At 44.0% G+C, this 19,981-nt stretch carries 23 protein-coding genes; 1 reads left to right on the forward strand and 22 read right to left on the reverse strand.

The window, feature by feature from the left end; all coding sequences use genetic code 11:
• Window positions 1–157: 157 nt before the first annotated feature.
• Entirely contained in the window at window positions 158–847 is a 690-nt protein-coding gene (locus A3M5_RS23215) for a M23 family metallopeptidase (RefSeq protein WP_157723768.1), read from the reverse strand.
• A 372-nt stretch (window positions 848–1,219) separates the two neighbouring features.
• On the opposite strand from A3M5_RS23215, the gene A3M5_RS0116245 reads away from it, so the two are divergent.
• Window positions 1,220–1,654: a VanZ family protein gene (locus tag A3M5_RS0116245; protein ID WP_018394845.1), complete on the forward strand. Its 435-nt coding sequence runs from the start codon at window positions 1,220–1,222 to the stop codon at window positions 1,652–1,654.
• 18 nt (window positions 1,655–1,672) lie between these two features.
• Here A3M5_RS0116245 and spoIID read toward each other — a convergent pair whose 3' ends face one another.
• The 21 genes from spoIID to A3M5_RS0116350 form a co-directional block, all read right to left on the reverse strand.
• On the reverse strand, window positions 1,673–2,641 hold the full coding sequence (gene spoIID / locus A3M5_RS0116250; RefSeq protein ID WP_034298708.1) for a stage II sporulation protein D: 969 nt from the start codon (window positions 2,639–2,641) through the stop codon (window positions 1,673–1,675).
• A gap of 84 nt (window positions 2,642–2,725) precedes the next feature.
• On the reverse strand, window positions 2,726–4,015 hold the full coding sequence (murA, locus tag A3M5_RS0116255; RefSeq protein ID WP_018394847.1) for a UDP-N-acetylglucosamine 1-carboxyvinyltransferase: 1,290 nt from the start codon (window positions 4,013–4,015) through the stop codon (window positions 2,726–2,728).
• 311 nt (window positions 4,016–4,326) lie between these two features.
• The gene (locus A3M5_RS0116260; protein WP_018394848.1) at window positions 4,327–4,563 is read right to left on the reverse strand and encodes a DUF1146 family protein; all 237 of its coding nucleotides are present in this window, start codon (window positions 4,561–4,563) and stop codon (window positions 4,327–4,329) included.
• Between the two features lie 82 nt (window positions 4,564–4,645).
• Window positions 4,646–5,053, reverse strand: a complete 408-nt coding sequence (locus A3M5_RS0116265) for a F0F1 ATP synthase subunit epsilon (protein ID WP_018394849.1) — start codon at window positions 5,051–5,053, stop codon at window positions 4,646–4,648.
• A 23-nt stretch (window positions 5,054–5,076) separates the two neighbouring features.
• Window positions 5,077–6,495, reverse strand: coding sequence for a F0F1 ATP synthase subunit beta (gene atpD, locus A3M5_RS0116270; RefSeq protein WP_018394850.1), 1,419 nt, complete (start codon window positions 6,493–6,495; stop codon window positions 5,077–5,079).
• Window positions 6,496–6,558: 63 nt separating this feature from the next.
• The gene (locus tag A3M5_RS0116275; RefSeq protein ID WP_018394851.1) at window positions 6,559–7,419 is read right to left on the reverse strand and encodes a F0F1 ATP synthase subunit gamma; all 861 of its coding nucleotides are present in this window, start codon (window positions 7,417–7,419) and stop codon (window positions 6,559–6,561) included.
• Between the two features lie 81 nt (window positions 7,420–7,500).
• On the reverse strand, window positions 7,501–9,009 hold the full coding sequence (gene atpA, locus A3M5_RS0116280; RefSeq protein ID WP_018394852.1) for a F0F1 ATP synthase subunit alpha: 1,509 nt from the start codon (window positions 9,007–9,009) through the stop codon (window positions 7,501–7,503).
• 47 nt (window positions 9,010–9,056) lie between these two features.
• Window positions 9,057–9,599: a F0F1 ATP synthase subunit delta gene (locus A3M5_RS0116285; RefSeq protein ID WP_018394853.1), complete on the reverse strand. Its 543-nt coding sequence runs from the start codon at window positions 9,597–9,599 to the stop codon at window positions 9,057–9,059.
• Window positions 9,596–10,114 carry a F0F1 ATP synthase subunit B gene (gene atpF, locus A3M5_RS0116290; RefSeq protein ID WP_026221771.1) on the reverse strand — a complete coding sequence of 173 codons (519 nt, stop codon included), beginning with the start codon at window positions 10,112–10,114 and terminating at the stop codon, window positions 9,596–9,598. The genes A3M5_RS0116285 and atpF overlap by 4 nt, the downstream gene beginning before the upstream one ends.
• Window positions 10,115–10,447: 333 nt before the next feature.
• Window positions 10,448–10,660: a F0F1 ATP synthase subunit C gene (gene atpE / locus A3M5_RS0116295; protein ID WP_018394855.1), complete on the reverse strand. Its 213-nt coding sequence runs from the start codon at window positions 10,658–10,660 to the stop codon at window positions 10,448–10,450.
• Between the two features lie 78 nt (window positions 10,661–10,738).
• Window positions 10,739–11,461 (reverse strand): F0F1 ATP synthase subunit A, encoded by a 723-nt coding sequence (gene atpB / locus A3M5_RS0116300; RefSeq protein ID WP_018394856.1) that lies wholly within the window; start codon window positions 11,459–11,461, stop codon window positions 10,739–10,741.
• Between the two features lies 1 nt (window position 11,462).
• Window positions 11,463–11,855 carry an ATP synthase subunit I gene (locus tag A3M5_RS0116305; protein ID WP_018394857.1) on the reverse strand — a complete coding sequence of 131 codons (393 nt, stop codon included), beginning with the start codon at window positions 11,853–11,855 and terminating at the stop codon, window positions 11,463–11,465.
• 6 nt (window positions 11,856–11,861) lie between these two features.
• The gene (locus A3M5_RS0116310; RefSeq protein WP_018394858.1) at window positions 11,862–12,077 is read right to left on the reverse strand and encodes an AtpZ/AtpI family protein; all 216 of its coding nucleotides are present in this window, start codon (window positions 12,075–12,077) and stop codon (window positions 11,862–11,864) included.
• 270 nt (window positions 12,078–12,347) lie between these two features.
• Entirely contained in the window at window positions 12,348–13,496 is a 1,149-nt protein-coding gene (gene wecB, locus A3M5_RS0116315; RefSeq protein WP_018394859.1) for a non-hydrolyzing UDP-N-acetylglucosamine 2-epimerase, read from the reverse strand.
• Between the two features lie 21 nt (window positions 13,497–13,517).
• Window positions 13,518–14,147, reverse strand: coding sequence for a uracil phosphoribosyltransferase (gene upp / locus A3M5_RS0116320; protein ID WP_018394860.1), 630 nt, complete (start codon window positions 14,145–14,147; stop codon window positions 13,518–13,520).
• A gap of 256 nt (window positions 14,148–14,403) precedes the next feature.
• Window positions 14,404–15,645, reverse strand: a complete 1,242-nt coding sequence (gene glyA, locus A3M5_RS0116325) for a serine hydroxymethyltransferase (protein WP_018394861.1) — start codon at window positions 15,643–15,645, stop codon at window positions 14,404–14,406.
• A 168-nt stretch (window positions 15,646–15,813) separates the two neighbouring features.
• A complete protein-coding gene (locus A3M5_RS0116330; protein ID WP_196803572.1) occupies window positions 15,814–16,410 on the reverse strand; it encodes a TIGR01440 family protein in 597 nt (198 codons plus the stop codon).
• Between the two features lie 87 nt (window positions 16,411–16,497).
• On the reverse strand, window positions 16,498–17,787 hold the full coding sequence (locus tag A3M5_RS0116335; RefSeq protein ID WP_018394863.1) for a methyl-accepting chemotaxis protein: 1,290 nt from the start codon (window positions 17,785–17,787) through the stop codon (window positions 16,498–16,500).
• A complete protein-coding gene (locus tag A3M5_RS0116340; RefSeq protein WP_018394864.1) occupies window positions 17,784–18,206 on the reverse strand; it encodes a low molecular weight protein arginine phosphatase in 423 nt (140 codons plus the stop codon). Before A3M5_RS0116340 ends, A3M5_RS0116335 begins: the two co-directional genes overlap by 4 nt.
• Window positions 18,207–18,293: 87 nt before the next feature.
• Window positions 18,294–18,821 (reverse strand): manganese efflux pump MntP, encoded by a 528-nt coding sequence (locus A3M5_RS0116345; protein WP_018394865.1) that lies wholly within the window; start codon window positions 18,819–18,821, stop codon window positions 18,294–18,296.
• A gap of 59 nt (window positions 18,822–18,880) precedes the next feature.
• On the reverse strand, window positions 18,881–19,930 hold the full coding sequence (locus A3M5_RS0116350) for an L-threonylcarbamoyladenylate synthase (RefSeq protein ID WP_018394866.1): 1,050 nt from the start codon (window positions 19,928–19,930) through the stop codon (window positions 18,881–18,883).
• Window positions 19,931–19,981: the final 51 nt, after the last annotated feature.

The raw sequence follows: 19,981 nt of genomic DNA on the forward strand, positions 1-19,981 counted from the left end.
CGCCTCCCTCACCGGAACCGGGACGGGCGAAATGAGACGTATCTTCTGTTGATATGAGCAAGTAGGCATCGTTATTCATTATTTCGGGGCGGTCTCATTTTTAGAAGCCCCGTTCCTTTTTTCTACCATATGCTCATTTCCCAGGAAATATGAACGGTTATTTCCATTGGGAGACCGCTTTTCCATATAATGAATCGGGGTTGAGCGTCTCGCCATTCTGTTTAACTTCAAAATGGACGTGGACGCCTGCCGATTCATTCATTAAACTTCTGCCAGATTTCCCGATTTTATCACCCTGACTCACTTTGTCTCCTGATTTCACTTGAATATCTGCTATGGACTGGAATGTCGTCACAACACCTTTTCCATGATCAATCTCAATATAATTCCCTAAAAATGCGTCTTCCCTTACATCAGTAACTTTGCCAGACAGCGGTGCAATGACGTCAAATTTTTTGCCGTTTTCTAGTGCGTAATCAACACCTGAGCTTTCATAATACGTGTCGTTAAAGACAACGAGCGCTTTTTGTTGGTCACCTTCTGTTGCTTTTTCATCATAAAATGACGTTTTAACCGTAACGTCTGCTTCAGATGGCTTACTCATTTTTTCCTCGGGGCCCTTCTCACCATTTACACTGATCGTTGAGTCATCAAATTCTTTTGAAGCAGGTGCTGAATTTGTGACAGATACTTCATCCTTTTCACCATTCATCACTTCATACATCATAAGACTGGAAATAAGTAAAATGGCGCAAGCGAGATAGATTGCTGGTAGTGCTCGTCTTTTCTTAAAAAAGTCTTTCAATTTTGGGGGGAGTGGTTTTTTGCCGCCCTCATTCATATTCATCACCTCATCACGCATTGTAGACGCGCTTGGGATTTTTTATACATATGAGGCACAATATTTCTTTTAGGTGTTGATCATAGGGAATTTGAAAGGAACTCGTGACAAACATGTTTGGTCTCCTTTCTCCTTTTATAAGATTATTATATAAGAATATATGTTCTTTTCACGAAAAATACGCTCTTCACCATAAAAAAGGTCGAACCATTCACGTGTGATAAAACACGCCTGGTTCGGCCTTACTTTCAGCCCGCCTAAAGCAGTAGGCCTTCTCATTGGGGGAAATCTGTAAAAAAAACGCCACAAACAAAAGAGAATGCACTGCGATGAAATGGTAAAATCAATATAATATTAACTAATGAGCGGGGTGTCGAAGTGAAAAAAATAATTCGATTATTATCAATTGCGGCACCTGTCGTTTACATGATGACTATCTGGGTCATGTCAGGTCTTCCACATGATACGATTATGGATTTGCCGAATAATACAGTGGACCATTTTTTAAAAGAATCTCTTCATCTTGTCGAGTTTGCGATTTTATACGTACTGATTATTTATGCATTTTTAGCGAATGGGAAATTGACACCGTTTATTAGTTTGGCTGCTGCGATGTTTGCTTCGTTTTACGGGCTGGCGGATGAAATCCATCAGGCATTTATCCCGTATCGTTCGGCTACATTAATTGATGCGATTAAAGATGTAACCGGCATATTTATTGCCTTCACAATCGTTAAATATATGTATTTCGAAAAAAATTCACGTATCGGCCGCTGGATGGCCGTATTCAGTGAATGGGCACGTCCGCAATAGAGGCAGCGGACGTGTTTTTTATTTTTTAAAAAAATTGTCTACAGATTCAATAGAAGTACCTGGATAATAGTGTGTCATAATATCAGTATATTTTTTCCCTTCTTTTGCCATACCATTTGCCCCGTACTGACTCATGCCGATGCCATGTCCATATCCTTTCGTCGTCATTACAACGTTTTCTCCTTTAACAAACATTTGAAAATCGGCTGATGGCAGTTCAAGTGTCTCCCTCATTTCACGTCCAGTAAAGCTTTTTCCGCCAATCTGGATTTCCCCGACGCGTCCGCCTGCCGTACGAGCAGTAACAGTACCCACCTCACCCGATTTCGGCAGTGAGACACCTAGTTTGTCTTCCACTTCGGCTCGCGGAATAACGACGTCCTGCTCAAAATTTGGTGCCGCCTCATCCCATGGACTTTCAACACTAATCAAATATGGAAGTGGTGATTGCCAATATTCTTCAGCATTTTCCGTTTTTCCATTGCCTGATGAAAAAAAAGCAGCAGTAATCGGTTCACCGTTATAAACAAGTACTTCTCCTTCTGTTTCTTTCGCCGCCTCTTCTATCTTTTGTTTGTTTTCTTCAAATTGTGTTCCCCATGTTTCTTTTAATTCTTCTTCATCTTTAAATACTTGATCGTTAACTGTATCGGTTACTTTAAGGCCGGCCAGCGTCTGCGTCAACATAAAAGTTCTAGCTGCGACAGCCTGTGCTTTTAACGCTTCTTTTTCAAATGTTGCCGGCATTTCAGCAGCGACAACACCAACCACATAGTCTTCCAGAAGAACAGATTCTGTTTCCTGCGAATCAGAACGTACAACGTCCACTGACGGTGACGGTTCTTCTTTTTGTTGAATTGTTTTTTCTTCCGTTAAAAAAAGACCGACAGCTGGAATCGCGATCGTAGCAATAAGAATAAAAAGAAAAAGATAGAGCGCTTTTTTCAAAACAAAATCCCTCCTTGCTGTATAAAAAGGGATATGCATGACTATACTAATTATGACTACACACAAAAAACCGCCTGCGTGAACAGACGGCTTCTTCAAACAAAAATAGAAATAAAGATAAATTCAGTTTTCCACCGGGATCGGCGTATCAACTGCTTCCGATATACGTTCAATATCGGCGCCAAGTGAAGCTAGCTTGCCATGGAAATTCACATATCCACGGTCAAGGTGTTTCAGCTCGGTTACACGTGTATACCCATCTGACACAAGACCAGCAATGATAAGTGCTGCTGCTGCACGCAAATCAGTTGCAGCGACTTCCGCTCCCTGTAAGTCAGATGGTCCGTCAATAATAACAGAACGGCCTTCAATTTTTGCATTTGCGTTCATGCGACGAAATTCTTCGACGTGCATGAACCGATTTTCAAAAACCGTTTCTGTAATGACTCCTGTTCCTTCTGCTTTCAACATAAGTGCCATCATTTGTGATTGCATGTCAGTCGGGAAGCCAGGGTGCGGCATTGTTTTAATGTCGACAGACTTCATTTTTTCCGGTCCAATAACACGAACACCATTGTCTTCTTCAATAATTTGAACGCCCATTTCGCGCATCTTTGCAATCAATGAAGACATGTGCTCAGCCACTGCACCTTCAACTAGTACGTTTCCACCTGTAATCGCTGCAGCTGTCATAAATGTACCTGCTTCAATACGATCAGGAATAATAACGTGATCCGTACCTTGAAGTGTTTCCACACCTTCAATACGAATCGTTTCCGTTCCGGCACCGACAACTTTGCCGCCCATTTTGTTAATAAGGATGGCAAGGTCAACGATTTCCGGCTCTTTTGCGGCATTTTCAAGGATGGTTGTGCCTTCTGCAAGAGCAGCAGCTGTCATAATGTTTTCAGTCGCTCCAACGCTTGGGAAATCCAAATAAATTTTCGCCCCTTTGAGACGTCCATCTGTTTCCGCTTCAATAAATCCATTTTCAACACGGACTTCCGCACCCATCGCTTCAAACCCTTTTAAATGTTGATCAATGGGACGCGAACCAATTGCACAACCGCCCGGTAAAGCTACACGTGCTTTTCCGTTGCGGGCTAATAGTGCGCCCATCACAAGGACAGACGCGCGCATTTTTCGAACATATTCAAATGGCGCTTCAATTAAAAGTTGTTTCGTAGCATCGATTGTCACTGTATTGTTTTCAAATGTTACTTCGCAATTTAAGTGGCGCAACACTTCGTTAATTGTATATACATCGGATAAAGTGGGCACGTCACGAATGACGCATTTTCCTTCTTTAGCCAACATCGTTGCTGCAAGTACAGGTAGCACCGAATTTTTTGCACCTTCAACTTTGACGGAACCGTTCAATTGACGGCCGCCGCGGACGATAATTTTGTCCAAACTGTTCCCCTCCGCGCTCTTTTCTATTATACATATTCAAATCAATGGACTGACGTTCCAGTCTCTTTCCAATGTCTTTGCAAATCATTTCGACAAAACTTATTCAAGTTTACCATCCTATTCCGGTTATTCACAAGTGAAATTAAGCACAAATTGTAGATAATTTGTGAAGCTGTTTAAGTAAACCATCCTTTTTTTATTTTCCCATATAAATGCATGGCAAACCAAAATGAATGATCTTTCACAAACTCTTCTCACTTAAACTTATATAATTTTTCCCAAAAAGGCAAGTACATTCACATATTGATTTTTTATGGTAATAAAAGCGGCAGCTGACGGGACCATATAAAATAGTCAAGAAAGAAATTGCTAACGGTCGAACCAATTGTCGTCGCAAGCAATAAATAAAGAAGACGCGCCCGTGCCATCTGGTTTTTACGAAGTAACTTTTCAAAGCGGATCGCCTGCAGTGCCCAGAAAGACAGACCGATGAAAAATAAGCTCATAATCATGCTAATAAGCGCTTCCTGTCCAAACGATTCAAGCATCGTACTTCCTCCTTTTCTTACAAGTTAATCTGCGATAAAAAAAGCTGCCCAATCGCCAGAACGATGGACAGCTTATCTTTTCTTATAGTTTGCCTTCGTACACATTAAGACGGTTAGTCGCTCGTTTCAATGCAAGTTCGGCTCGTTTCAAATCGACTTGATCCTGTTTGTCCTGCAAAAAGCGTTCTGCACGCATTTTGGCTTCTTTTGCACGGGCAATATCAATGTTTTCCGCTTTTTCAGCAGCTTGCGCTAATATCGTTACCTGATCAGAACGAACTTCGAGAAAGCCACCGCTGACAGCGACCAATTCGGATTTTTTGTCGCCCAAAACAAGGCGGACAGCTCCGATTTGTAAGGGAGCGACCAGCGGCACGTGGCCGGCCATGATGCCGAGCTCGCCGCTTTGAGCTTTCGCGCTAAGGAGTTCTACGTTCGTATCCACTACCGGGCCGTCAGGAGTGACGATATTGACGTTAAATGTCTTCATAGCTAAACCTCCTGATCCCTATATTAAGCTTTTGCACTCAGCTCTTGTGCTTTTGCAACAACTTCATCAATGCCACCGACAAGACGGAATGCATCTTCAGGAAGATTATCGTGTTTGCCGTCGAGAATTTCTTTGAATCCACGTACTGTCTCTTGAACAGGTACGTAAGATCCTTTTTGACCTGTGAACTGCTCAGCAACGTGGAAGTTTTGTGACAGGAAGAACTGAATGCGGCGTGCGCGTGATACAGTCAGTTTGTCATCCTCACTCAATTCATCCATACCTAAGATCGCAATAATATCTTGCAATTCTCTGTAACGTTGCAATGTTTGCTGAACCGCACGCGCAATACTGTAATGCTCTTCACCTACGATTTCAGGAGAAAGGGCACGTGATGTAGACGCAAGCGGATCAACTGCCGGGTAAATACCCATTTCAGAAAGTTTACGCTCAAGGTTTGTTGTCGCATCCAAATGGGCGAATGTTGTCGCTGGTGCTGGATCCGTGTAATCATCGGCTGGGACATAAATTGCTTGGATAGATGTTACAGAACCAACATTAGTCGACGTGATACGTTCTTGAAGCTGACCCATTTCTGTTGCAAGTGTCGGCTGATAACCTACCGCTGATGGCAGACGGCCAAGAAGGGCAGATACTTCAGAACCTGCTTGCGTGAAACGGAAAATATTATCGATAAAGAACAATACGTCTTGTCCTTGATCATCACGGAAATATTCAGCCATTGTCAAACCTGTCAAGGCAACGCGCATACGCGCACCTGGCGGCTCATTCATTTGACCGAACACCATCGCTGTTTTCGCAATAACACCAGAATCGCTCATCTCGTAGAAAAGGTCATTTCCTTCACGAGTACGCTCACCAACACCTGCAAATACGGAAATACCACCGTGTTCTTGTGCGATGTTGTTGATCAATTCTTGAATTAATACTGTTTTACCTACGCCGGCACCACCGAAGAGACCAATTTTACCACCTTTAATGTAAGGGGCAAGAAGGTCAACAACTTTAATACCTGTTTCCAAAATTTCAGTTTCTGTTGAAAGCTGGTCAAACGTAGGTGCCAGACGGTGAATCGCGTCGCGGCGTACATCCGCCTCAATTGGTTCTGCTAAGTCGATTGTCTCACCTAATACGTTAAATACGCGGCCGAGTGTAAGGTCACCAACCGGCACGGAAATCGCTCTGCCTGTATCAATTACTTCCTGGTTACGTTGAAGGCCATCTGTTGATGCCATCGCGATTGCGCGGATGGAATCATCGCCAAGGTGCGTTGCTACTTCTAGCGTCAGTTCAGAAGCTTTTTCACCCGCTTCAGCGCCGATTTGCACTTTCAAGGCGTTATAAATGGCAGGAAGTTGACCGTTTTCAAACTTAACGTCAACGACCGGACCCATGACTTGAAGAACGCGTCCTCTGTTCATCTTTTTCCCTCCTGTTTTACTAAATATATAGTGAGCAGGACAAAGCCTACCCACCCTTTTCTTCTATTCGAGTGCTGCTGCTCCGCCAACAATCTCCGTAATTTCTTGCGTGATTGCTGCCTGGCGCGCACGGTTGTATTGAAGTGTTAACGAGCGGATAAGCTCTTTCGCGTTATCCGTTGCATTTTGCATAGCTGTCATACGCGCAGCGTGCTCACTCGCTTTCCCATCAAGAAGGGCTCCGTAGATCAAGCTTTCTGCATATTGCGGAAGCAAGACTTCAAGAATTTCTTCTGGAGACGGTTCAAATTCATATGAAGAAAGACGGCCGCCAGATGATTGAATATCAGTCAAAGGCAAGACCTTTTTCTCCGTTACGTCCTGCTGAATAGCATTGACGAAATGGCTGTAATACATGTAAAGCTCATCATACATACCTTCAGAAAACAAATCGACGGTTTTACGTACAATCTCTTTTACATCTGCAAAAGATGGCTGATCTGGAAGACCTATAGTACTTTCAATGGCTTCAATGCCGCGTATGCGGAAAAAATCCCGGCCAACGCGTCCAAGCGCAATGACTACATACTCATCTTTTGACGTATGACGTTCTTGAATTTTTTTATAAACTGAACGTAAAATGCTGCTATTATAGGCTCCCGCCAAACCGCGGTCCGATGTAATCACAAGGTACCCGGTTTTTTTAACGGGGCGGGAGACGAGCATCGGATGTCTTACATCTTTACTGCCGAGGGCAATTGACGCTACTACTTCTTGAATTTTGTCCATGTAAGGAACGAATGACTTTGCATTCGATTCTGCACGGCTTAATTTAGAAGCAGATACCATTTGCATGGCTTTCGTAATCTGACTCGTCTTTTTTGTCGATGTAATACGTGTTTGTATATCGCGTAACGATGCCACTTTCTCTCACCACCCTTTTTGTGTTAGATGACGCAGACAAGAGCGGACGTCCGATTGACGGTACCGCCCTCATTCTGCTTTTTATTCGGATTTCACAAACGATTTTTTAAACTCACTGATTGCCGCTTTTAACTCATCATCAGACGGAAGTTCTTTCGTTGTGCGAATATGATCATACACATTTGTGTGGTTTTTATCGAGCCAATGCAACAGTTCATCTTCGAAACGAGTAATATCAGAAACCGGAATATCGTCAAGATGGCCGCGTGTCAATGCATAAAGAATAACAACCTGGCGCTCAACTTTAAGTGGTTTATTCAAGTCTTGCTTCAATACTTCAACTGTACGGGCACCGCGATTCAATTTTGATTGTGTAATCGCATCAAGATCTGAACCGAACTGTGCAAATGCTTCAAGCTCACGGTAGGCAGCAAGGTCAAGACGAAGTGTACCTGCTACTTTTTTCATCGCTTTAATTTGTGCTGAACCACCAACACGTGATACAGAAAGACCCGCGTTAATCGCTGGACGTACGCCAGAGAAAAACAAGTCAGACTGTAAGAAGATTTGTCCGTCTGTGATTGAGATAACGTTCGTTGGAATATAAGCAGAAATGTCACCTGCTTGTGTTTCAACAAATGGAAGTGCTGTAATCGAACCTGCACCGAGAGTATCGTTCAATTTTGCTGCACGCTCAAGTAAGCGAGAATGCAAGTAGAAGACGTCACCAGGGTAAGCTTCACGACCTGGAGGACGGCGAAGTAGAAGAGAAAGCTCACGGTAAGCTGCTGCTTGTTTTGAAAGATCATCGTATACGATCAAAACGTGCTTGCCGTTAAACATAAATTCTTCCGCCATTGAAACGCCTGTGTACGGTGCAAGGAACAACATTGGTGCCGGTGATGACGCCGATGCTGTTACAACGATTGTGTAATCAAGCGCACCATGTTTACGCAGTGTTTCAACTGCATTACGTACTGTTGATTCTTTTTGGCCAATTGCCACATAGATACAAACCATATCTTGATCACGCTGGTTCAAAATTGTATCGATTGCTACTGTCGTTTTACCTGTTTGACGGTCACCGATAATTAACTCACGCTGACCACGGCCGATTGGCACAAGAGCGTCAATCGCTTTAATTCCCGTTTGCAATGGTTCATGAACTGATTTCCGAGCCATTACGCCTGTTGCCGGGCTTTCGATTGGACGTGTTTTTGTTGTATTGATCGGACCAAGACCATCGACTGGCTGGCCAAGGGAATTTACAACGCGGCCGATTAGCTCTTCGCCAACCGGTACTTCCATGATGCGGCCTGTACGGCGCACTTCATCGCCTTCTTTGATACCTGTGTAAGGACCAAGAATAATAATACCCACGTTGTTTTCTTCCAAGTTTTGAGCCATACCCATAATACCGTTTGAGAACTCAAGAAGTTCTCCCGCCATTACGTTGTCGAGGCCATGAGCACGTGCGATACCGTCCCCAACCTGGATGACTGTACCGACGTCGCTAACGGTCATATCGGACTGGAAGTTTTCAATTTGCTTTTTTATCAGCGCACTGATTTCTTCAGCTTTGATGCTCATGCATGTCACCCCTTAATTTTTTAGAAGCAAACGGCTTCTTTTTAAATTTATAAATTTGTCGTTAATTTCTTTTCAATACGGTTTAGTTTACCGCGTAAACTATCATCGTAAATACGGTTGCCGATTCGAACTTTCAAACCGCCCAAAAGGTCCGGGTCTACCACATTTTTGATGCGTAATGTTTGCTTGCCGACTTTACGGGCAAAAACAGAGGAAATCGCTGTTTCTTCTGCAGGCGAAAGCGGGCGTACAGAAAAGACGATTGCTTCCGCAGTGCCGCTTTTTTCATTGGCTAATTGCAGATATTCATCACAGACAACCGTCAGTTCGTTTGTACGGTGGCGCTGCACGAGCAGTGTCAATGTATTGACAACAGGTGCTGAGGCCTTCGCGAAAGCGGATTGAATCAGCACCTGCTTGTTTTTGACAGAAAGTTTTGGTGATTCAAGAACAGCAAACAGGTCCGGATTCTCATTCAAAACTTGTTTTACCACACCAAGTTCCTGCTCGATTTCCGCTGTTTTACCCTGCTCATCGGCAAGCTCATAAAGCGCTGTCGCGTAGCGTTTTGCCGCTCCGGAATTACTCATCGCCCTTCCCCTGCCTCTTTAATATAATCATTAATCATTTTTTCCTGATCTGCTGCTGAAAGTTCTTTTTCAATCACTTTCGATGCAATCATAACAGAAAGTGAAGCCACTTGCTCACGAAGCGCGCCCATTGCTTTATCGCGCTCTTGAGCGATTTCAAGCTTCGCTGTTTCTTTTAGACGGGCCGATTCGGCACGAGTTGCTGCCAGAATGTCCGATTTTTGTTCTTCTGCCAATTTCTTAGCATTTTCAATCGTGTTTTGTGCTTCAGCGCGGGCTGCTTTCACATCATTACGCGCCTGCTCCAATAACTGACTTGCTTCGGTACGGCTTTTTTCCGCCTCTTTGATTTCAGATTCAATAAAATCTGCACGCTGCTGCATAATGCCCATAAGCGGTCCCCATGCAAACTTCTTCAGCAGTGCAAGCAAAATAATAAACATAATCAATTGGAAAAAGACATCACCGGTATTAAAGCCGGCACCTGATCCAAGTACAAATGAATTTGTTGTCACGATTTTCTCACTCCCTTCAACAGGTTCATTCCCAGCTGGGAAAAACAATGCATTCCTTTTTTTACATAAAGGAATGGCGAAGGTTCGCATTAGAATGTGATCTTCGCCATACAGAAGGCCAGCCGGATTTGACTCCGGGGCTTTTCCTATCCTTGATCTGCTTGAACCAACACAAATGATCGGAGTCCCTGCCGGCAGCCATACGATGACGAGCCGAATAGGGGAGATCACTTGCTGTTTTTTGTTATCATCAGGTCGACTTTTATATGTAGCAGGATAAAGGCGCTGCTGTCTATTTCATGAATCAGCTTAAAAAAGCGCCTTTCCAGCTTTTTACTGACCTTGTGCCATGAACGCGATAACAACCGCGATAATTGGAATCGCCTCAACAAGAGCTACCCCGATGAACATGATTGTTTGAAGAGTGTTACGTGCTTCAGGTTGACGAGCTACCCCTTCAATTGTTTTTGAAACGATAAGACCGTTACCGACACCGGCACCAACGGCCGCTAAACCAACTGCAATTGCTGCTGCTAATATACCCATTGTAAATTTTTCCTCCTTATTTTTAAAAGCTTAATTTACTCAGAAAATGTTTATTCATTGCTGAGCAGCTAATTATGATTAATGGTCGTGGCTCACTTTATGTGAGATGTAAACCATCGTTAACATTGTAAAAATAAATGCCTGTATGGCACCGACAAACAACGAGAAGCCTTGCCATGCAAGAGTCGGCAGAATGGCTGCCAAATGACCGCCCACACCGACTGCCAGTGAACCTGACAGCAAGGTAAGCAAAACCTCACCAGCAAAAATGTTCCCATAAAGCCGCAGGCCTAACGTCAGCGTATTGGCAAACTCTTCAATCAATTTTAGCGGCAACATAAAAGACATTGGACGGAAAAAATCCTTTCCGTACTCTGAGAATCCTTTCATACGGACCGCATAAAAATGGGTCAGCCCTACTACCATAACGGCAAGTGTCATTGCGACAAGCGGATCAGCTGTCGGCGATTTCCACCATAAGTAATCGTTGTAGACGACTGAGAACGGAAGACCAAGCATATTGGAAACAAAAATGTACATAAGCAGTGTGATTCCAAGAATGTGGAATTGACCGCCTGTCTTCCAGTCCATATTGCTTTTTATAATTCCTTTAACAAAATCCATTACCCACTCAATAAAGTTTTGCATTCCTGTCGGCTTTATAGCCAGTGTGCGTGTGGAAACAAACGCAATCAGAAACACTATTACGCTGGCAATTGTTATCATTAACACATTGGCCAGGTTAAAAGTCAGTGTCAGCCCGAATAAATCGAGATCGACTAATGGAGATTTGTGATGCAAACTATTTCACCTCTTTCCGGTTCATACGTTTTATATAGTGCTGGATTCCAAAATCTATCATAATCACTGCATAAGCAGCCATTAATCCCAAAGTGGTACTGATGATGTGAAACTGTTCAGGGTTTCGGAGGGCAATGATCGCTGCCAATGCGGCAGTAGCGATTCGCATAGATGTACCCAGCCTCGGCGGTTTTTGTTCACTTTCAACCGCGAAGCTAAAGCTCAAGATCCGCCTTGATATAAGCCAATGATTGCACATGCTTAGTACAGTACCGAGGATTAACCCCCCATAAATGCTTTGTGCTGACGTAAAACCCCATCCGAGAAAAAATAGTGAAAGAAGATAAAATAAATACTTTCTCTGCCTTCTGATGGAATGCTGGAGTTCTGACATAAGTGGCTAATCTCCTGAGTTGAAATAGTTAAGTGTACGGAACATTGCATAAACACCCGTTGAGAGGCCTGCCAGCAGTCCGATAATTAAAAAGAGAGGTATTGTGTTCAAATGTTTATCAAGAGCAAGACCCCCGAAAATTCCAATCAGCATTGAGCCGGCAAGCTGAGCTAAAATAGTACTGTAAATTGCCATTGCCCGAAACGGCCGATTTTTGTTCATTTTACACCTCTCTGATCCGACTGATTGCACAAAGATCCGACTAATTGCACAAAAAAACGACAGAAAAAACGGTTACACAACGTACAAATTCCATTCTCCGTACCCTTTGTTAGAATACAATAACCCATTTTTAATGTCAATGTGTTGAGAACGAAAACCTCAGTAAATAACAATGAATTCACAAAATGCTCAAACTTTTTTCAGTTTTTTCCGAACAATGATTTTAATACAAAAGAAAGTCATCCGTAAATAACGGACGACTTTCTTCATTTATTTCACTTCAAAACGCTCTGGTGCATCTGGGGCTGCTTTAAAATAGTAGCGGATCGCATCACAAATTCGACGCGATGCTTCACCGTCACCGTATGGATTAGACGCTTTCGACATTTTTTCATAGGCCGCCCCGTCTGTTAACAATTCTGATGCAAGCGAGTAAATTGTCTCTTCATCTGTACCCGCCAATTTCAATGTGCCGGCCTCAATGCCTTCCGGACGCTCTGTCGTATCACGTAAAACGAGAACTGGAACACCAAGGGACGGTGCTTCTTCCTGCACGCCGCCTGAATCTGTCAATATGATATGGGCCCGCTCAGCAAAGTTGTGGAAATCAATCACATCAAGTGGTTCAATTAAATGAATACGCGGATCATTCCCTAAAATCGAATCGGCCGTTTCTCGCACGACCGGATTTAAATGAACCGGATAAACGACTTGAATATCATCGTGATCGTTCACGAGACGTTTAATCGCACGGAACATGTTTTTCATCGGTTCGCCGAGATTTTCACGGCGATGAGCCGTCATTAAGACGAGACGATCCGCACCGAGTTTCTCAAGCACTTCGTGTGTATACGCTTCTTTAACCGTTGTTTTCAACGCATCGATCGCCGTATTACCGGTAACAAAAATCGCTTTCTGTTCTTTATTTTCGTTCAGTAAATTTTGTTCAGACTGCGCTGTCGGTGAAAAATGAAGGTCGGCCATCACACCTGTAAGCTGACGGTTCATTTCTTCCGGGAACGGTGAATATTTATTCCACGTACGAAGACCCGCCTCCACGTGCCCAACGGCAATCTGGTTATAAAATGCCGCAAGACCAGCGACAAATGTCGTCGTTGTATCACCGTGAACGAGAACGATATCCGGTTTAACTTCTTTCATCACCTTGTCTAAACCTTCAAGGCCCCGTGTTGTTACGTCGATCAGTGTTTGACGGTCTTTCATAATGTTCAAGTCATAATCCGGCGTGATGTTAAAAATATCGAGCACCTGGTCAAGCATTTGGCGGTGCTGTGCTGTAACCGTTACGATCGCTTCGAATTCATCTGAACGGTTTTTCAGTTCCAGAACGAGCGGTGCCATCTTAATCGCTTCCGGCCGTGTGCCGAAAATCGTCATAACTTTAATCGGACGATCCATTATTTCTCCACCTGCTTCTTTTTATTTTGTTCCGAATAAACGGTCGCCTGCATCGCCAAGACCTGGCACGATGTAGCCTTTTTCGTTTAATTTTTCATCGAGCGCCGCAATATAAATATCTATATCCTGATGCGCTTCCTTAAGTGCATCGACGCCCTCCGGTGCAGCGATTAAACACATAAATTTAATGCTCTTTGCGCCACGTTTTTTCAGCGAGTTAATCGCTTCAATCGCCGATCCTCCTGTCGCAAGCATTGGATCAACGACAATGAAATCCCGCTCTTCAATATCTGTCGGCAATTTGACGTAATATTCAACAGGCTGCAATGTTTCTGGATCGCGGTATAAGCCAATATGGCCGACTTTTGCCGCTGGAATAAGTTTTAACACACCGTCCACCATGCCGATACCTGCACGCAAAATGGGGACAATCCCGATTTTTTTGCCGGCAAGCACTTTCGTCTTTGCATCGCACACCGGTGTCTGCACTATTACTTCTTCTAATGGAAGGTCGCGTGTAATTTCATACGCCATTAATGTTGCCACTTCATCTGTCAATTCACGGAAATCTTTTGTACCTGTTTCTTTATCACGGATCATCGTCAGCTTATGCTGAATTAGCGGATGATCGAATACATATACTTTGCTCATATGTTCACTCCTTATTGTACGCTCATTCAAGGCCATCCTTATTTTACCTGAAAAGAGTTTAGCGGGCAACAAATTGAAAGGACCATGAAGAAATCGGAATTTTCGCAAATCATGTTGATGAACGTGATCAAATAACCCCGAGTGTGATGAAATTCAATCTTCTATGAACAAACGCCTTCGAACGTCACGTCATTTAGTCTTCCGTGAACAATGCAAAAAAACCGCCGGCGACATTGCCGGCGGTTCGTTCTATTTATTACACTTCTTGATAAAGAGCGTATTTCGATGTCAATGCTGCTACGCGCTCAGCTGACTCTTTCAATACCGCTTCATCTTCATGGTTTTTCAATGTTTTTGCAATGATTGAAGCTACTTCGTCCATCGCGTCAAGATCAAAGCCACGTGACGTCACTGCTGCTGTACCGATACGGACACCGCTTGTGACAAATGGACTTTCTGGATCGTAAGGAATAGTGTTTTTATTTACCGTAATACCCACTTCATCAAGAACCGCTTCTGCTACTTTACCTGTCAGGCTAAGTGAACGAAGATCGATCAATAATAGATGATTGTCTGTGCCGCCTGAAACGATATCAATTCCTTCCTTAGATAAACCAGACGCTAAACGGCTCGCGTTGTCGATCACGTTTTGTGCATATGTTTTGAAACTGTCTTCAAGTGCTTCGCCGAATGCAATCGCTTTGGCTGCGATGACGTGCATAAGCGGTCCGCCTTGAATACCAGGAAAAATCGATTTGTCGAGCTTTTTGCCGAACTCTTCACTGGACAAAATCATCCCGCCACGTGGTCCACGCAATGTTTTATGCGTTGTCGTTGTAACAAAATGAGCGTAAGGAACTGGACTTTGATGAAGACCGGCTGCAACGAGACCGGCAATGTGTGCCATATCCACCATTAAATACGCCCCTACTTCATCAGCGATTTCACGGAATTTAGCGAAATCAATCGCACGTGGGTATGCACTTGCACCAGCTACGATCAATTTCGGTTTATTCTCAAGCGCTTTTTGACGAACATCTTCATAATCGATTACTTGCGTGTCTTTCGTTACACCGTACTCAACGAAATTGTATTGCACACCACTGAAGTTAACAGGGCTTCCATGAGTCAAGTGACCGCCGTGAGATAAATTCATACCAAGAACCGTGTCACCTGTTTCTAAAATCGTGAAATAAACCGCCATGTTCGCTTGTGCACCTGAATGCGGCTGAACGTTTACATATTCTGCACCAAAAATCTCTTTCGCACGATCACGCGCCAAATCTTCCACAACGTCAACATGCTCGCAGCCGCCATAGTAGCGTTTGCCGGGGTAGCCTTCTGCATATTTGTTTGTCAATACTGATCCTTGCGCTTCCATTACTGCTTCAGATACGAAGTTTTCAGAAGCAATTAATTCAATTTTCGTTTGCTGGCGTTTCAGTTCATCCTCAATTGCTGCAAATACAGCCGGATCTTGCGTTTGAATTTTACTCATCATCGTTCCCCTTTCCAATCTATTAATTCAAAATAGTATTTACGGATATCTGTTAAAAAATTCTCTTTCATTCTAACATGTTTTCCGAATCTTTCAACCGTATTTTATGCTTTTTTACGGCTTTCGGGTAAAAAAATAGCTGTCTTTATTAAAAAAGACAGCAAATTCTTAACATTCATCAGTAATTGAATCAATTATATTCGTTTTTTCATAAATAGCCCGAGGTCCGCCAATCAGCTTTGGCCGCGTTTTCGCCATCGTCACATGAGCCATGCCGACGCTGTTTCTCGACGTGCGTACTGGCACTGCCACATGCTTCAAATGCATACCGATGAACGTGTCGCCTATATCAATCCCGCCATCTGCTTTCACAAACTCAACGAGCACATGGTCTTTTTGATTAAACGCATACGCTGCCATCGCTCCGCCTGCTGTCCGCACCGGAATCGCAGCGACTTCATCGTAACCGAACTTTTCTGCCACTGTACGCTCGATGACAACAGCTCTGTTCAAGTGCTCGCAGCATTGAAACGACAGATGAACGCCTGTCTGCTTTGCAAATGATTCAAATACTTCATATAAAACAGCAGCTGCTTCATCTGTGCCAGCCGTCCCAATCCGGCCGCCTGCCACTTCCGATGTTGAACAGCCGATCAGAAACAATTGACCCGCTTTAAACTGTGCCTGTTCTTGCAGTTCGGTCAAAAGGACTTGAAGTTCCTCTTTCCACTGAGTAGCTGCTTTCATTTGTAGCGCTCCTTTCATGCTTTCCTATTTGTCCCGCATTAATAGGCAGTAAGATCTCTACTAAATGAAGTTTCACTTTATATTTTCTCATATTCCTTTTAAAAGTTACAATTTAAAGCGCGTAATGACAGACTTCAGCTCCATTGCCTGTTTCTGCAGATGCTGGCTTACATTACCGATTTCACCGATGACATCCGACTGATCTGCTGCAGCATTGGTTACTTCATTCGCGCCCGCTGATGTTTCTTCTGCAATCGCTGCTACCTCCTGTGACTGTCTGGATGTTTGCTCGATTTTCACCATTTGCTGATCAACAAGGTTGGCGATTTCTTCAACGGCTCCTGCCATACTGGTAATTTTGCTGCTTATTTGTCCCACTGCTTCTTGTGCAGATGCCCCTTTCTTTACTCCCTCACCGGCTGCTTCCGCCTGCGCAGTAATTTTCTGGACGACGTGGTCGACTTCTTCCTGAATTTTCTTCACAAGATCAGAGATGCTTTGGACAGCTGTCGCGCTTTCATCAGCAAGCTTTCTCACTTCTTCTGCCACGACTGCGAATCCTTTCCCATGTTCACCAGCGCGAGCTGCTTCAATCGATGCGTTCAACGCGAGTAAATTCGTCTGTGCAGCAATATCACCGACAAGGCCAATGACTTTGCCAACTTTGCGTGCATTTTCTTCTAATGAACGGACTGCTTCAAGCGAGTCTATATTATCTGCGGCTAATGAATCCATGCCATCAATAAGCGACTGAAACGTTCGGCTGCTGACATCGAGATCCTGCACCATTCCTTCTGCCTGATGGGCGGACTCATTCGCTTTTTGCTGTACATGACCTGCAATACTTAAAACTTCTTCCATTGCTTCAGCTGTCGCCTGAATCGCAAACGCGGAACTTTCAGCGCCTGTCGAAATATCGGCTGCTGTGTGCGCCATTTCTGAAGCTTTCTCCACCGCCTGTCCACTAATGCTTGCAATATGGCTAACACTTTCATTTGTCGCGGAAAAATTACTCTCAATACTGCTTACCATCGTTCGCAAATTCGTCAACATCTCATTAAATGCAAGTGCGAGCGCCCGAATTTCATCGTCTCCTTCCGGTAGCTCGACTTCTTTGTCAATATGGCCAGCTGCCGCCGCACGCGATGCTTTTTCAAGCCGGACAATCGGGTTCACAAAATAAGATGCCGCAAAACAGGCAAGAATACCTGACCATAGAATGCCCAGTGCAAGTGTTAAAAACGAAAAAAACGTTTCATTTATATAGGAAAAATACAGAGGGTACAAATAATAAATAAACAACGCACTGATCGTATAAGTAATAGTGGCCAGCAATGTAACGAGCACGATAACTTTCTTCCGAATACCAAATGAATAGGATATTCTCTCCCTCATGCCTTACTCCCTTCTTCCAGCCATTTCTCAATGTAAAAGAGCAGTTCATCGTAGGTCTGACGGTATATGTGAACTGGGCCGCCAAACGGATCGATCACATCCCCTTCTTCTCCTTTTAACGTATACGTTTTTCCTTTTAAATGAGGAAAGTGAATGTCAATCGTCTGTTTGTGTGAATCCGTCATCGTCAAAATTACATCCGCCCGCTCCGCCATCTCTTCTGTCAATTGCATGGAAACATGCGGCGAATGAATTCCTTTTTCCAACAAAACCGTTTTTGCTCCTAATGATGTAGGAATACCTGGACTGGCAAATAATCCAGCTGACTGTACGACCCAATCCGGTCTTTTCTCCCGCAAGATTGCCGCCGCCATTGGACTGCGGCACGTGTTGCCCGTGCAAACAAACAAAATATTCATGAACATCCACCTTTATCTATACGTTTTCTTTCATTATAACGCTTCTACAAACAGGAAAATAGTCCTTTTCAATAAGAAAAGGACTGTTCATAATGAAAGAAGCCATTTCATACCGAGGAACATTAAAATAAGTCCGCCCGCCGCTTCACCTGCTTTGCCGGCGGCTACACCGATTCGGCGGCTTAACAACAAACCTGTCATTGTGAAAAAGGCAGAAGACAACCCGAAACAAGTGACTGCTTTCACATAATCCATGCCAATAACACCGAGTGACAGCCCTGCAGAAAAGCTGTCCATACTCACACCGAATGCAAAAAAGAACATCCCGATCCCTGCAGGCTTCTGTACATTCAATTCATTTTTCCACATCGACAACACCATTTGCAGCCCTGTCAGCAGTAAAATAACACCGCCCGTCGAAATAAGAGCTCCGCCAAACACACCATGCAATTCGTTCCCTGCCGTTATGCTGATGAACGGCATGATGACGTGCATCAAGCCGACCATTGTACTCATCACAACCATATTCCATAAACCGATTCTTCGCATTCCAACCGCTAGTGCTGCTCCAAACGCATCTGCCGACAACGCCAGTGAAAGGATAATGATGTCCATGCTTATCTATATTCGGCTTGTCCCTTTTTATCCATAAAAAAAGCCGGCTGATCCAATGATCAATCGACTTCCTTTATCCACCGATGGCCGGCTGCTTTTTCCAATCTGTTCATAATTGCCACACCGACGCCTTCTGATGGAAACGTTTCAGCCAAAATAACATCCAGCGAAGACACATTAAACGAACGCAGCGCACCGTATAGATGCTTTGCAACCGATTCAATATCATGTCTGCGCCCACATGAAATAATGCGATCGGCCACATAGAAATGCTCACTTTCTTCCGTTGCCATCACACCAACCTTTTTCCCTTCCGCCCGTAATTCATCAATTTGCTCTTGAATAAATGAATGTGTTCCTTCTATTAAATAGAGCGGAGCCTCGGGAGCATAATGCGTATATTTCATTCCCGGTGACTTCGGTACGTCCTTTTCATTTTGAAGGGCGCCGCCAATCTTCACTTTTCCAACGACCGCTTCCATGTCTGTTTGTGTTATTCCCCCAGGACGTAAAATGATCGGATGCGGGCCGGTACAGTCCACAACCGTTGATTCTAAACCGACACCTGTATCACCACCGTCCAGTACACCGGCAATCCGGCCAGAAAGATCATCCAGCACGTGCGCCGCCGTCGTAGGACTCGGTTTTCCCGATCGGTTTGCACTCGGCGCTGCAACCGGTACACCTGCTTCTTTAATAAGCGCAAGTGCAACCGGATGATCTGGCATGCGAATCGCAACCGTATGAAGACCCGCCGTTACAAGCTCTGAAAGTACGCCTTCTTGTTTCGGCACGATGATCGTCAATGGACCTGGCCAAAAAGAATCCATTAACGCTTCTGCATAGTTCGGTACTGATTGCGCCAGATGATCCACATCTTTGCGGTCGGCAATATGCACAATAAGCGGATTATCTGACGGACGCCCTTTCGCCGTGAAAATTTTTTGCACAGCTTTATCCATTTGCACTTGTCCACCGAGACCATAAACCGTTTCAGTTGGAAAAGCGACCACTTCACCTTTTCGAATTAACCGGGCTGCTTCTTCTATTTGTGGATAATGTTCATGAGTTATACCCTGTTTATCCACAATCCAGTGTGTTGTCTCCATTTTTGTCACCTTTGCTTGTATATTTACAAAATCTTTACGTACTCAATAATT

It is taken from the genome of Bacillus sp. 37MA, from assembly GCF_000372765.1.
GTDB classification, from domain to species: Bacteria; Bacillota; Bacilli; order Bacillales; family Domibacillaceae; genus Domibacillus; species Domibacillus aminovorans.